Genomic DNA, 14,031 nt, shown 5'->3' on the forward strand with positions numbered 1-14,031 from the left:
TCCTTCGAATCCCATGGGGACCCGGGCGGTGCCGGTTCGAGAGGGCCGCCCCGGATCTGCCGGACAACAGAGGTTACACATGAGCAAAGTCATTGGCATCGACCTCGGCACCACCAACTCCTGCGTCGCCGTGATGGAGGGTTCCTCCGCCAAGGTGATCGAGAATGCCGAGGGTGCGCGGACCACGCCGTCGATGGTCGCTTTCGCCCAGAACGGTGAGCGGCTGGTCGGCCAGCCGGCCAAGCGTCAGGCGGTCACCAACCCCGAGAACACCTTCTTCGCGATCAAGCGCCTGATCGGCCGCCGCTACAACGATCCGCTGACCGAGAAGGACAAGGGTCTCGTCCCCTACAAGATCATCTCCGGCGACAACGGCGACGCCTGGGTGGAGTCGTTCGACAAGCGGTACAGCCCGAGCCAGATCAGCGCCTTCATCCTCGGCAAGATGAAGGAGACGGCGGAGAACTATCTCGGCGAGAAGGTGACCCAGGCGGTCATCACGGTGCCGGCCTACTTCAACGACGCCCAGCGCCAGGCCACCAAGGACGCCGGCCGCATCGCCGGCCTTGAGGTGCTGCGCATCATCAACGAGCCGACGGCCGCCGCGCTGGCCTACGGCCTGGAGAAGAAGGGCAGCGGCACCATCGCCGTGTACGACCTGGGCGGCGGCACCTTCGACGTCTCCATCCTGGAGATCGGCGACGGCGTGTTCGAGGTGAAGTCCACCAACGGCGACACGTTCCTGGGCGGTGAGGACTTCGACGCCCGCATCATCGAGTATCTGGCCGACGAGTTCCGAAAGGAGCAGGGCATCGACCTGCGCAAGGACCGCCTCGCCCTCCAGCGCCTGAAGGAGGCCGCGGAGAAGGCGAAGATCGAGCTGTCCTCGACCGCGCAGACCGAGGTGAACCTGCCCTTCATCACCGCCGACCAGTCCGGCCCCAAGCACCTCAACATCAAGCTGACCCGCGCCAAGCTGGAAGCCCTGGTCGACGACCTGATCCAGCGCACCATGGGCCCCTGCCAGGCGGCCCTGAAGGACGCCGGGCTCAAGGCGTCGCAGATCGACGAGGTGATCCTGGTCGGCGGCATGACCCGCATGCCCAAGGTCTTCGACGCGGTGAAGCAGTTCTTCGGCCGCGAGCCGCACCGCGGCGTCAACCCGGACGAGGTGGTCGCCATCGGCGCCGCCATCCAGGGCGGCGTGCTGAAGGGTGAGGTGAAGGACGTCCTGCTGCTCGACGTGACCCCGCTGTCGCTGGGCATCGAGACGCTGGGTGGCGTGTTCACCCGCCTGATCGACCGCAACACCACGATCCCCACCAAGAAGAGCCAGGTCTTCTCGACCGCCGAGGACAGCCAGACCGCGGTGACCATCCGCGTCTTCCAGGGCGAGCGCGAGATGGCCGCCGACAACAAGCTGCTGGGCCAGTTCGACCTGGTGGGCATCCCGTCCGCCCCGCGCGGCGTGCCGCAGATCGAGGTGACCTTCGACATCGACGCCAACGGCATCGTCAACGTCGGCGCCAAGGACAAGGCCACGGGCAAGGAGCAGCAGATCCGCATCCAGGCATCGGGCGGCCTGTCGGACGCCGACATCCAGAAGATGGTCAAGGACGCCGAGGCCCACGCCGAGGAGGATCGCAAGCGGCGCGAAATGGTGGACGCCCGCAACCACGCCGACGCCCTGATCCACACCACCGAGCGGACCATCAAGGACGGCGGCGACAAGATCCCGGCCGCCGACAAGGAGGCCGCGGAGAAGGCGATCGCCGAACTGAAGACCGCCATGGAGGGTGAGGACGCCGCCGCCGTGAAGGCGAAGACCGACGCGCTGGCGCAGGTGTCCATGCGCCTGGGCGAGGCCATGTACAAGGCCGGCCAGGGCGACGGCGCGGCGGCCGGCGGTGCGGCGGGTGCGGCCGCCGGCGAGGCCCGGCAGGGCGAGCCGGGCGTGGTCGACGCCGACTTCGAAGAAGTGGACGACGACAAGAAGAAGTCGGCGTAACGTCACGCCGGCCCGTCCGGGCCCGTGCTATACCCCCCGGCCCGTCCGCGCATCCCGCGGGCGGGCCGGGGCGGCCGGGGCGGCCCGCCTCCGGCCGTTTGACAGAGGCGAGGCGTTCGAAGCCCCATGGCGAAACAGGAATATTACGAACTGCTCGGCGTGGCCAGGACCGCCAGCCCGGACGAGATCAAGAAGGCGTACCGCAAGCTGGCGATGCAGTACCACCCCGACCGCAACCCGGGGGACGCGGAGGCCGAGCACAAATTCAAGGAAATCAACGAAGCCTATGACGTCCTGAAGGACGAGCAGAAGCGCGCGGCCTACGACCGCTTCGGCCACGCCGCCTTCGAAGGCGGGCGCGGCGGCCCCGGCGCGGGGCAGGGGGCCGGCTTCGGCGGCTTCGACTTCGGCGGCGGTTTCGCCGACATCTTCGACGAGATGTTCGGGGAGTTCATGGGGGGACGGCGCGGCGGCGCCGGTGCGGCATCGGGCCGCGGCCAGGACCTGCGCTTCAACCTGGAAATCTCCCTGGAGGACGCCTTCAAGGGCTCCCAGAGCACGGTGCGCGTCCCCACCACGGTGGTGTGCGAGTCGTGCAACGGCTCCGGCGCCGCGGCGGGCACCCAGCCCGTCACCTGCCCCACCTGCGCCGGCCACGGCAAGGTGCGCGCGCAGCAGGGCTTCTTCACCATCGAGCGCACCTGTCCGGCCTGCCATGGCCAGGGCCGCATCATCAAGGACGCCTGCAAGGCCTGCGGCGGCGCCGGGCGCCAGCGGCGGGAGAAGACCCTGCAGGTCAACATCCCCGCCGGCGTCGAGGACGGCACCCGCATCCGCCTGGCCGGCGAGGGCGAGGCGGGCCTGCGCGGCGCGCCGCCGGGCGACCTCTACATCTTCCTGGCGGTGGCGCCGCACCCGCTGTTTCAGCGCGACGGTGCCAACATCCACTGCCGCGTGCCCATCCCCATGGTGACGGCGACGCTGGGCGGCACGGTGGAGGTGCCGACCATCGACGGCACCCGGGCCAAGATCTCGGTGCCGGCGGGCACCCAGACCGGCCACCAGTTCCGCCTGAAGGGCAAGGGCATGTCGGTGCTGCGCAGCCCGCACCGCGGCGACATGTACATCCAGGCGGTGGTGGAGACCCCGGTCAACCTGACCAAGCGCCAGACCGAACTGCTGCGCGAGTTCGAGAAGGCCGGCAAGGAAGGCAGCCATCCCCAGTCCGAAGGCTTCTTCGCCAAGGTGAAGGAGCTGTGGGCGGACCTGAAGGAATAGGGCGATCAGGCCCGGTCGGCGTCCGCCCGGGCCTGCACCCGCTCCGCCGGGAAGACCAGCGTCATCACGGTGCCCCGTCCGGGCTCGCTGTCCGTTTCCAGCGCGCCGCCGTGCAGTTCCACCAGGCGGCGGGTCAGCGGCAGACCGAGGCCGGTGCCGACGTGGCGGCGGTTGAGCGCGCTGTGCACCTGCCCCCAGGGCTCCATGGCCTGCGCCAGTTCGGCCGGCGTCATGCCGACGCCGGTGTCGGCGACGGCCACGCGCAGGGCGCCGTCGGCGGCAAGCCCGCCGGTCAGCGTCACCGTGCCCCCGACGGGCGTGAACTTCACCGCGTTGGACAGCAGGTTCAGGACCATCTGGCGCAGCTTGCGCTCGTCGGCCCACAGCGGCGGCAGGTCGCGCGGTATGTCGAGGGCCAGATGGACGCGGGCGCGGGCGGCGCGCTCGCTCAGCAGCCGGATGCAGCCGTGGGCGATACGGCCGGCGTCCACCGGCGCCTCGTGCAGGTCCAGCTTGTCGGCCTCCGCCTTCGACAGGTCGAGCAGGTCGTCGATGAGCTGCATGAGGTGGCGCCCGCTCTCGACGATGTCGCCGGCGTACTCGCGGTAGATGTCGCTGCCCAGGGGCCCCACCATCTCCTGCTGCAGGATCTCCGCGAAGCCCATGATGGCGTTGAGCGGCGTGCGGATCTCGTGGCTCATGTTGGCGAGGAAGGCGGTCTTGGCGCGGTTGGCCGCTTCCGCCGCCGCGCGGGCCTCCTCCACCTGGCGGGCGCGAACGTCGGCCTGCTCCACCGACGAGGCCATCAGGTCCATGGCCGACGCCACGCCGCGGTACCGCCCGCCTTCGGTGATGACGAAGCCGCAGGCCAGCGCCTCCGGCTTTTCGCCGGCGATGCGCTGGCCGACCTCGCCCAGCGTCAGCGCCGCATCGACCACCAGGGGCTCCGCGTCCATCAGCAGGCGGATCGGCCGGCGGCCGTAGAGATCGCTCATCAGGGGCCGGGCGAAGGTGGTCAGCAGGCCGGCGCGATCGACCAGGCCGACCACCCGTCCGTGATCGACCACGGCGACGGCGTGCAGGCCGGGGTCGGCGACGAACCGTTCGACCACCTCCTGCCCCGGCGTGTCCGGCGATGCCGGGGCCACCGCCCGCACCAGGCGTGCGGCGGTGAACGCGGCATCCTCGTCGAAGGGCGCCGCCGCAGCCGTTCGCATCTCGTCGATGATGGGTGCCGGGTTGATCATGGCGCCACAGTACCATTCGAATGTGACGGAATCGCTGCCGTCTAATCTTCGGATGTCACCTGCACGTCAACCGTCATCCCGAGATAGCTCCCCGGCGTTCCGATCCAGCTCCCCGACAGGGGCACCGCCTGCGCCGGGTCGCGGGTGACCGCCACGCGGATCAGGTTGCGGCCGCCGACGATGCCGTTGGTGGGATCGAACTCCACCCAGCCGGCGCCGGGAAGGTAGGTCTGCATCCACGCGTGGGTGGCGCCGCCGCCGACCAGGCCGGGCGCACCGTCGCGGGCGGGATCGTAGAGATAGCCGGTGACGAATCGGGCGGCGAAGCCCAGGCTGCGCACCGCCTCCATCATCAGCAGCGCGAAGTCGCGGCAGCTTCCGCTGCGGCCGGTCAGCGTGTCCACCGGGCTCTGCGTGCCCTCCTCCTCGCGGGCGGCGTAGGTGAAGGTCTCCTTGATGGTGCGGGTCATGCGCACCAGCAGGTCCAGGGTGTCGGGCACCCCGTCGTCGCCCCGGACGAACTCCTTGGCCCAGGCGTCCACCAGGTGCTCGGGATCGGGATAGTGGCGCTCCATGGTGCGGCCCAGGTCCGGCACCTCTTCGGCGGAATAGCTGAAGGGGTAGGTGCGGGCGTACTCCTCCACCGGGAAATCCGGGGTCTCGGCCGTGAAGGGTTCCAGACGGATGCGGCTCTCGATTCGCAGCTCCGGCGCGTCTTCAGAGAAGCGGGCGATGGCGATGGAGTTGCCGAACACGTCGTGCAGCCAGCGCACCTCCGCGGGCGGGCTGGTGACCAGCAGCGTGTCGATCAGCCGCAGGTCGTGGCTGTCGCGCGGCCGGAACATCAGCCGGTGCTCACCGAATCGCACCGGTTCGGTGTAGCGGTAGGTGGTGGTGTGACAGACGGACAGGATGGTCATGATTGCCTGGCTTTCGGCGGCGTGGGCGGACGGTTCCGGGCCTGCGGCGCGGCCGTCGCGCAACGCAAGTGTTTGAGAATGGTTCCGTGCGGTCTATCTTTACCAGGGGACTCGGCCTTGCCCCGAAGCGCCTTCGGGCGGCATAAGAAATAGGGCCAGGAAGGGTTGGGAAAAGAGAACCATGTCCTCGCGCATCGAAGAGATCTGCGCCCAGAAGGGATTGAAGATGACCGACCAGCGCCGCGTGATCTCGCGCGTGCTGTCGGAATCGACCGATCACCCCGACGTGGAGGAGGTGCACCGCCGCGCGGCCGCCCTCGATCCGCGCATCTCCATCGCCACCGTGTACCGGACGATGCGGCTGTTCGAGGACGCCCAGGTCATCGACCGCCTCGATTTCGGCGACGGGCGGGCCCGCTATGAGGAGAAGCGGGAGGAGCATCACGATCACCTCATCAACCTCGAATCGGGCGAGGTGGTCGAGTTCACCAACGACGAACTCGAACGGCTGAAGGAGGCCATCGCCCGCGAACTGGGCTACCGCCTGGTCGGCCACCGGCTGGAACTGTACGCCGTTCCGCTCGGCCGCAGCGGCACGGAGGGCGGGGTGAACTGACCGGCGGCCGGCCGGTCGCGGGGGCAGCCGTCGGGGATCATCCGGACGGGCGGCTCCGCGGGCGGCCGGACGGGGCGGGGCGCTTGCGGGGTGCGCCGCCTGCGGGGGTGGGCAGGGGGCGCGGCCGGGGCCAGCATCAGGGTGATGGCTTTGACGGCGACGCGGGGACCCCGACCCATGGACGATGCACGCTACGACACCCTCGTCCGCCGGCTCGACGGCTTGCAGGAACGGGCGAACGACCGCCTCGACCGGCTGGAAGAGCGGCTGCGGCTTCTCGAACGCCACACCGCCGCCGTGCTGGAGCAGATCTCGGCCCTGCGCCGGGGCCTCGACGAAGCGCTGGAGGATTTCGCTGACGACGCCGTCGGCATGGACGAGGATCCCGGTGACGATCCCGACGACAGTCCGATCGATGCCGACGACGGGCCGGCCGAAGAGGAGGGCGATTCGCCGGCGCCGGTCCATCTCCTGCACTGACGCGCGGTGCGCTTTCTGATACACCCGACCCATGGCGACCCTGACCCACTCCGAGCGGCCGGCCGGGCCGGCGGCGCAGCCGCACCACGGCGCCGCGTTCTTCGACTTCGACGGCACGCTGATCCACGGCGACAGCCTGCTGATGTTCGTGGCCGAGGTGATCGGTCGCCGGCGCGCCCATCTGGCGCTGGCCGATGCGCTGCGGTCCGCCTGCCACCGCCATCTGCGCGGGCGCGGGCCGGGCTGCGACTTCCGCGGGTCGGTGAAGGCCGTGCTGCTGAAGCGCACCCTGCGCGGGCTGCCGCTGGCCGACGCCCATGCCGCGGCGGAACGGCTGGCCGGCCGCCTGCGCTGGTACGGCCCGTCGCTGGAGGCCCTGCACCAGCACCGCCGCGCCGGCCGCCGGGTGGTGGTGGCGACCGGCGCGCTGGACGTCTACATGCCCGTCCTGCTGCGCGGGCTGGAGGTGGACGATCTGCTGGCCACCGGCATGGAGGTGGCGGACGGCCGCCTGACCGGCGCCCTGTGCACCGGCAACTGTGTGCGCGCCGACAAGGCGACGCGCGTGCGCGCCTGGATCGCCGCCCATGGCCCCTTCGCCGAGACCTGGGGCTATGGCAACCACCCCAGTGACCGCCCCATGCTGGCCCTGCTCGACCGCAAGGTGGTTGTGAAGATCCGCTGAGCCGCCGGTCCATTCGCCGCACCCTGCCGCTCGGCCGGACGATTTACGCCCAAGGTCAGAGTGTGCTACCGCATCGCCGTGCAGCAACCAGCGGGGGGCGAGGGGTGTTCAGCATCGACCTGCCGTCCGGCGTGTCCATGGCGGGCCGCCCGCTGGCCGTGGTGGCCGACGACGACCCGGACCAGCGATCCGCCCTGGCCCGCCATCTCACCGGCTGCGGCTACGCCGTCCACGAAGCGTCCGACGGCCCCGCCGCTCTGGCCCTCATCGGCGAACTGCTTCCCGAACTGGCGCTGCTGCGCCGCACCCTGGACGGCTGCGACGGCGAGCGCATCGCCGCCCTGGTGCCCATCGTGGCACCCCACACCCGCGTGATCCTCACCTCCAGCCGGCCGGACCTGGTGACCGGCGACGCCTTTCCCGTCCTGCGTCGCCCGGTCGACCCGGGCCAGCTCGACCGCTGCCTGGCCGCCGCGGCCTGACGCATCCTGGCCGGAGCCTGCGTGACGGCGGAACACCGCGGTCCGGTCGTCCTGAGCGCGCGTCACCCGGGGCCGAAGAGCAGCGCCGCGTTCGTTCCGCCGAATCCGAACGAGTTCGACAGGGCGTAGCGGATGCGCCGGGTCCCGGCCCGCAGGGGCACCAGGTCCATGTCCGCGCACTCCGGCGACGGCTCCTCCAGGTTCAGCGTGGGCGGAGCGATCCGGTCGCGCAGGCTGAGGATGGTGAAGATCGCCTCGACGCTGCCGGCGGCGCCGAGCAGATGGCCGGTGGAGGATTTGGTCGACGACAGCGCCAGCCCGTTCGTCGCGTGATCGCCGAACAGGCGGCGGACCGCGGCGATCTCGACGGGATCGCCGGCCGGGGTCGACGTGGCGTGGGCGTTGATGTAGTCGACGGCGTCCGCCGGCAGCCCGGCCATCGCCAGGGCGGCCGCCATGGCCCGCACCGCACCGTCACCGTCCTCGGCCGGGGCGGTGATGTGGTGGGCGTCGCCCGAGGCGCCGTAGCCCAGCAGTTCGGCATGGACCGTGGCGCCGCGCCGCAGAGCGTGGCCGCGCTCCTCCAGCACCAGGATGCCGGCGCCTTCGCCCATGACGAACCCGTCGCGTTGCCGGTCCCACGGCCGCGACGCCTGCGAAGGGGCGTCGTTCCGGGCGGTGGACAGCGCCCGGCTCGCCGCGAAGCCGGCCAGGCTGAGCCGGCAGACCGCGGCCTCGGTGCCCCCGGCCACCATCACGTCGGCGGTCCCCAGCGCGATGCTGCGCGCCGCCTCGCCGATGGCGTGGGCGCCGGTGGAACAGGCGGTGACGATCCCGTGGTTCGGACCTTTGAGACCGTGGCGGATCGACACGTGTCCCGACGCCAGGTTGATCAGGTTGGCCGGAATGAAGAAGGGAGAGATGCGGCGCGGCCCCCGCTCGTGCAGGTCCACGGCGCCTTCGGCGATCTCCGCCAGGCCGCCGATGCCGGAGCCGATCATCACCCCGGTGCGCACCTGATCCCGCTCCGTCTGCGGATGCCAGCCGGCGTCGTCCAGCGCCTCGGCCGCGGCGGCCAGGGCCAGGACGATGAACCGGCCCATCTTCTTGCGCTCCCTGGCGGGAACCCATTCCTCGGCCGTGAAGCCGCCCTCCGCCGCCGGTCCCGGGGGGACCTGCCCGGCAATCCGGCAGGGCAGATCGTCGGCATCGACTCCGGCGATGGCGCGGATGCCGGATTCACCGGCGAGCAGCCGGCTCCAGGTCCGCTCGACGCCGAGGCCGAGGGGGCCGACCATCCCCATGCCGGTGACCACGACCCGGCGCAATCCGGAAACGCTGCTGCTTGGGTCACTCACGTCGTTTGCTCCTTGCCGGGGACAGCCGGGACGTCATCGTTCGGGGTGTCATCGTTCGGGATGGGGGCGGACGCTGCGGCGAGACGGACGGTGCCGGCGGCGATCGGGGTGTGGGTGTGGCGGTCGACGACCAGGGGGTCGACGGGAGCGCCCGTCACCGCATCGACCAGCAGGAAGGTCGGCCCCTCCGGCGCGCAGTGCCGGTTGCCCCAGGCGAACAGGGCGGCGATCACCGGCAGGAAATCACGCCCGGCCGCCGTCGGCACATAGGCGTAGCGCGGCGGCCGCACGCTGTAGCGGCGGCGTTCGAGCAGCCCGTTCTCCACCAGCGACGCGAGGCGCCGGCTCAGCATGTTCGGTGCGATGCCCAGGCTCTCGCGAAACTCGTCGAAGCGGCTGAGCCCGCGCAGGGCATCGCGCAGGATGAGGATGCTCCACCACTCGCCGACCCGCTCCAGGCTGCGGGCGACGGGGCATCCCATGTCGTCAAAGCTCTTGCGGTGCATGGGGCGGGTTTGCGGCGTTGCGGGGACGGGCCGGCATGCCGGCGGGGTCGGTCACTTGCATGATGAAAGCCGGTATAGCAGGTTTGGTTTCATCATGCAAGTGACCGACGGCGGCGTGCCGCGGCCGGGATGGCCCTGTGCCCCTGTTCAGGGGGCGATGCCGATTCCGTCACCCACCGCCAGGCCCAGCGCCCGGTCGGCGCGGCCGCGATTGACCGCGATTTCGGCCAGGCCGCTGGAGTTCTCGTACCAAAGAGCTTCGCCCGGCGGCACGTCGGCGAAGGTGCGGCCGCGCAGCACCCTCCGGCCACCGGCCAGCAGTGCCGCGTCCGCCGGCAACGTGCCGGCGCGCACACCGGTGACGGCGTTGCCGTAGACGTCCACATAGGCGACGCGCGGCGGATCGTCGGGCCAGTCCGGGCGGTCGACCGCCGCCGGATCGAGCGGCGTGGCGGCGACGGCAACGCCGGGTTCGCCGCCGGTGGCCAGCCGCGCCGCCACGGGGGCGAACAGGTCGCGGCCGTGGAAACTGGCGGACAGGCGCCGGGGCCGCCAATCGATCCGCCAGGCACGCACCGCCGCGGCGCGGCGCACGATCAGGGCGAACAGGCCGTTGTCCGGCCCGACGAAGCGGCGGCCGTCCACCTCCGCGACCAGCGCCGGGCGGTCGGTGCCGACGCCGGGATCCACGACGCACAGGAAGACGGCGCCGGCCGGGAACTCCGGCGCGTAGGCGGCCAGCAGGCAGCCAGAGAGCTGCGGATCGAAGGCCGGCGCGTCGGCCAGCAGGTCGATGACCGGCACGCCGGGCGCGCCCTGCGCCAGCACGGCCTTCATCTGCCCGACGTAGGGGCCGGCGGGGCCGAAATCGGTGAACAGTACGATCATGAGGGTCATTCCGGAGATCATGCGTATACCGGGAAACGCATGATGATCTAGAATCCCCCGGTCCTCGGCAACCGATCGCCCCAGCCATGCCCCTTCCGCCCGGCCGACTGCGTCAGCGCCTGCTGCTTCCGGCCGCTCTCGTGCTGGCCGCTGCCGCCTTCGGTCATGCCCTGCACGACGCCGTCAACGCCCCGCTCCGGGACGCGCTGTGGGCGATGGCCGGGGCGGTGGCGGCCGGGGGTCTGCTGGTGATGATGATGGTGCGCCGCCGCTCGGCCGCGGAAGCCGCCGCTGCCCGGGCCAGCGCCGCCGAGCACCGCCTGGCCGAGGCGATCGGAACCATCGAGGAGGGCTTCGCCCTGTTCGACGCCGACGACCGGCTGGTCGTCTGCAACGAGCCGTTCCGGCGCTTCTACGCCATGAGCGGGCCGATTCCGCCGGGCATCGCCTTCCGCGACCTGCTGCTGGCCGGCGCCGAGCGCGGCCAGTACGCCGACTGCAACGCCGCCGATCCGCAGACGTGGATCGCCGAACGGCTGCGTCATCACCGCATTCCTCTGCGGCCGCTGGAGCAGCGCCTGGGAAACGGGCGCTGGCTGAAGGTGAACGAGCGGCGGACGGCCGACGGCGGCTTCGTCGCCATCCACACCGACATCACCGAACTGAAGCGGCGCGAGGAGGAACTGCGCGAGAGCGAGGAGCGGTTCCGCAAGCTGTCGGACGCCGCGACGGACGCCATCGTGGTGCACGAGAACGGCATCGTGGTGGACGCCAACCGGGCCGCCGCCGCCCTGGTCGCCCGCCCGACGGAGGAGCTGGTGGGCATGCCGCTGCTGGCGCTGGTGGCGGCGGAGGACCATGACCGGGCGCGCGAGCGCCTGGCCAACCGGCGCGAGGGACGCTTCGAGATCACCTGCCGCCGCCCCGACGGCACCCGTCGCATCGTCGAGGGCGAGACCCGCCACACCACCCACCACGGACGGCCGGTCACCATCGTCTCGGCCCACGACATCACCGCCCACCGGCAGGCCGAAGCGCAGCTCCGCCTCGCCAAGGAACAGGCGGAGCAGGCCAGCCAGGCGAAGTCGGACTTCCTGCGCATGATCAGCCACGAGCTGCGCACCCCGCTCAACGGCGTGCTCGGCACCATCGGGCTGCTGCTGGACGGGCCGCTGGGCGAGGATCAGCGCCTCTACGCCCAGACCGCACGCGAATCGGGCGAGGTGCTGCTGACCATCCTCAACGACATCCTCGATCTGTCGAAGATGGAGGCGGGCAAGCTGACGATGGAGTCCAACCGCTTCTCCCCGGTCGCCGTGGTGGAGAGCGTGGTGAGCCTGCTGGCCGCCCGCGCCACCGCCAAGGGGATCGCGCTGGCCGCCTGCGTTCCCGGCGACCTGCCGCCGGCGGTGCGCGGCGACGCCGGGCGGCTGCGCCAGGTGCTGCTCAACCTCGCGGGCAACGCCGTGAAGTTCACCGAGGCCGGCGGTGTGGGCGTGCGCGTGGCCATCGATGCGGACACCGCCGATCCGCAGGCTGCCGATCCGGAGCCCGGTGCCGGCACCGTGCGGCTGCGGTTCGAGGTGCACGACACCGGAATCGGCATCCCGCCGGAGGCACAGCCCTCCCTGTTCACCGAGTTCACGCAGGTCGCCCCCACGCTGTCGCGCCGCTACGGCGGCACCGGGCTGGGGCTGGCCATCTCCAAGCGGCTGGTCGAGGCAATGGGCGGGACCATCGGCTTCGACAGCGCCCCCGGCCGGGGCAGCCGCTTCTGGTTCGTCCTGCCGTTCGACGCCGTGCCGGGGGCGGTGGCGCCGCCGCCGCCGCTGGCCGGGCGGAGCGTGCTGCTGGTCGATGCCGAGCCGGTCAGCCGCCGGACGATGGCCGACCAGCTCCGCTCCTGGGGTGCTGCGGTCACCGAGGCAGGCGATGCCGCCGCCGCCCGGGCCGCGGTCGGGACCGCGCCGTCCGGCCCGGACACGGCGCTGATCGACACCAATGCGGTACCGGCCGCCGTGCCGGGCGCGGTGCCCGACGGCAACGATGGTCTCGCGGAGCTGCTGCCCGCCCTGCGGCGGGGCGGCGTGCGCTGTTGCGTCCTGATGGCGCTGGTCGGCCATGCGCCGGACGCCCGCAACCTCGGCCTGGCGGCGGTTCTGGTCAAGCCGGTGCTGCAGGCGCGCCTGCTGACGGCGTTGGGTGCCGACGGCGCATCCGGCCCGCCGGCCCGGGCACCCGCGGTCCCCGCCGGTCCCGCCTCGGGCGGCGGGGCCGTACGCCGCATCCTGCTGGCCGAGGACAGCCCGACCAACCAACTGGTCGCCGTGGCTTTCCTGCGAGCCGCCGGCTACCAGGTCGACGTCGCCGCCAACGGCCTGGAAGCGGTGGAAGCGGCGCGGACGCTGCCCTACGACCTCATCCTGATGGACATCGCCATGCCGGAGATGGATGGGCTGGCGGCGACGCGCGCCCTGCGCGCCATGCCGCCGCCGGCCGGCACGCTGCCCATCGTCGCCATGACCGCCGACGCCATGGAAGGCGACCGCGAACGCTGCCTGGCCGCCGGCATGAACGACCACATCGCCAAGCCCGTCGACCGCGCCCACCTGCTGGACACGGTCGCGCGCTGGCTTGCCGCCGCACCGGGCGGGGCGCCGGAGCCGGCGGCGGATGGCGCCCCGGGCGGGGCATCCGGCGGTCCCCGCGCCGACACCCTCGACGAGGGGGTGCTCGACCAGCTTGCCGCCGACATCGATCCGGATCTGCTGGGGGAACTGGTGCGCCAGTTCGTCGGGGAAACCCGTGCCGCCGCCGCCCGGATCGCCGATGACCAGACCGACCGGCGCACCCTGCTGGCGCAGGCCCACACCCTGAAGAGCACCGCCGCCACCTTCGGGGCGACGCGGCTGTCGGCGCGCGCGCGCGCCCTCGAACTGGCCTGCCGGGCCGACGACGCCCCGGCCATCGCCGCGGCGCGGCGCGACGTGACCGTGCTGGCGGTCGAGGCGGAGGCCGCCTACCGGGCCCGCGGCCTGCTGGACGGCGAGCCGGCGGCCGATTCCCTCATTCCATGACCAGGATGTTCACGGCGGCGTCCTTGCCGTTGTTGCCGCGCGCCACCTCGTAATGGACGCGCTGGCCCTGCAGCAGGCCGCGCAGTCCCGACCGCTGCACCGCGGTGATGTGCACGAACACGTCCTTGACGCCGCCTTCCGGCTCGATGAAGCCGTAGCCCTTCGTGGTGTTGAACCATTTGACGGTGCCGGTGGCCATTGAGCGTTCTCCTGGCTCCGTGGTCGGTGGGAGCGGGCCGGGCGTGTGACCGGCCGGCCCGCGCCGCCGCCGCCGGTTCGCCGACGGAGACGGCATGACCCGAGGCTAAACGCCCCCGTCCCCGCCGGGCAAGAGGTCGTGCCGGTCTATGCCAAATGACCGGTGTGTGGCCGCAAGGAAATAGGCGCCACCGGAACAGTCCCGCACCGACTTGGCCATGAAACGGATACGCTTTCGAAACGATCTGTGCTGTGCATGGCGGAGTCTCGTGCGTATTCGTGACGGCG

13 protein-coding genes are annotated in these 14,031 nt (G+C 71.7%); 7 read left to right on the forward strand and 6 right to left on the reverse strand.

Going from position 1 to position 14,031, the window contains the following annotated elements; genetic code table 11:
* Positions 1-79: 79 nt before the first annotated feature.
* Together dnaK and dnaJ are read left to right on the forward strand one after the other, a co-directional pair.
* Entirely contained in the window at positions 80-2,008 is a 1,929-nt protein-coding gene (gene dnaK, locus G472_RS0127270) for a molecular chaperone DnaK (RefSeq protein WP_029010924.1), read from the forward strand.
* Between the two features lie 126 nt (positions 2,009-2,134).
* Complete coding sequence (gene dnaJ / locus G472_RS0127275; protein ID WP_029010925.1) at positions 2,135-3,286, forward strand: molecular chaperone DnaJ; 1,152 nt, start codon at positions 2,135-2,137, stop codon at positions 3,284-3,286.
* A 5-nt stretch (positions 3,287-3,291) separates the two neighbouring features.
* Here the strand turns inward: dnaJ and G472_RS35950 are convergent, their stop codons facing one another.
* Both G472_RS35950 and G472_RS0127285 read right to left on the reverse strand, forming a co-directional pair.
* Complete coding sequence (locus G472_RS35950; protein ID WP_245593594.1) at positions 3,292-4,533, reverse strand: ATP-binding protein; 1,242 nt, start codon at positions 4,531-4,533, stop codon at positions 3,292-3,294.
* Between the two features lie 41 nt (positions 4,534-4,574).
* Entirely contained in the window at positions 4,575-5,453 is an 879-nt protein-coding gene (locus G472_RS0127285; protein ID WP_029010926.1) for a transglutaminase family protein, read from the reverse strand.
* A gap of 181 nt (positions 5,454-5,634) precedes the next feature.
* Between G472_RS0127285 and G472_RS0127290 the strand changes: the two genes are divergently transcribed.
* The 4 genes from G472_RS0127290 (at position 5,635) to G472_RS35955 (ending at position 7,716) form a co-directional block, all read left to right on the forward strand.
* The gene (locus tag G472_RS0127290) at positions 5,635-6,069 is read left to right on the forward strand and encodes a Fur family transcriptional regulator (protein ID WP_029010927.1); all 435 of its coding nucleotides are present in this window, start codon (positions 5,635-5,637) and stop codon (positions 6,067-6,069) included.
* A gap of 177 nt (positions 6,070-6,246) precedes the next feature.
* Entirely contained in the window at positions 6,247-6,549 is a 303-nt protein-coding gene (locus G472_RS0127295; RefSeq protein WP_029010928.1) for a hypothetical protein, read from the forward strand.
* Between the two features lie 31 nt (positions 6,550-6,580).
* A complete protein-coding gene (locus G472_RS0127300; RefSeq protein WP_029010929.1) occupies positions 6,581-7,234 on the forward strand; it encodes an HAD family hydrolase in 654 nt (217 codons plus the stop codon).
* 104 nt (positions 7,235-7,338) lie between these two features.
* Positions 7,339-7,716, forward strand: a complete 378-nt coding sequence (locus G472_RS35955) for a response regulator (RefSeq protein ID WP_245593595.1) — start codon at positions 7,339-7,341, stop codon at positions 7,714-7,716.
* 62 nt (positions 7,717-7,778) lie between these two features.
* On the opposite strand, the gene fabF is transcribed toward G472_RS35955, so the two are convergent.
* The 3 genes from fabF to G472_RS0127320 form a co-directional block, all read right to left on the reverse strand.
* Positions 7,779-9,044, reverse strand: coding sequence for a beta-ketoacyl-ACP synthase II (gene fabF / locus G472_RS0127310; protein ID WP_029010931.1), 1,266 nt, complete (start codon positions 9,042-9,044; stop codon positions 7,779-7,781).
* 26 nt (positions 9,045-9,070) lie between these two features.
* Positions 9,071-9,580: a winged helix-turn-helix transcriptional regulator gene (locus G472_RS35960; protein WP_084536924.1), complete on the reverse strand. Its 510-nt coding sequence runs from the start codon at positions 9,578-9,580 to the stop codon at positions 9,071-9,073.
* Between the two features lie 147 nt (positions 9,581-9,727).
* Entirely contained in the window at positions 9,728-10,468 is a 741-nt protein-coding gene (locus G472_RS0127320; RefSeq protein WP_029010932.1) for an SAM hydrolase/SAM-dependent halogenase family protein, read from the reverse strand.
* An 86-nt stretch (positions 10,469-10,554) separates the two neighbouring features.
* Between G472_RS0127320 and G472_RS37670 the strand changes: the two genes are divergently transcribed.
* Positions 10,555-13,545: a response regulator gene (locus tag G472_RS37670; RefSeq protein WP_051341390.1), complete on the forward strand. Its 2,991-nt coding sequence runs from the start codon at positions 10,555-10,557 to the stop codon at positions 13,543-13,545.
* On the opposite strand, the gene G472_RS0127330 is transcribed toward G472_RS37670, so the two are convergent.
* Positions 13,535-13,744 carry a cold-shock protein gene (locus G472_RS0127330; RefSeq protein ID WP_029010933.1) on the reverse strand — a complete coding sequence of 70 codons (210 nt, stop codon included), beginning with the start codon at positions 13,742-13,744 and terminating at the stop codon, positions 13,535-13,537. The genes G472_RS37670 and G472_RS0127330 overlap by 11 nt on opposite strands.
* Positions 13,745-14,031: the final 287 nt, after the last annotated feature.

The organism is Azospirillum halopraeferens DSM 3675 (assembly GCF_000429625.1).
In the GTDB taxonomy this organism is placed as follows: Bacteria; Pseudomonadota; Alphaproteobacteria; order Azospirillales; family Azospirillaceae; genus Azospirillum; species Azospirillum halopraeferens.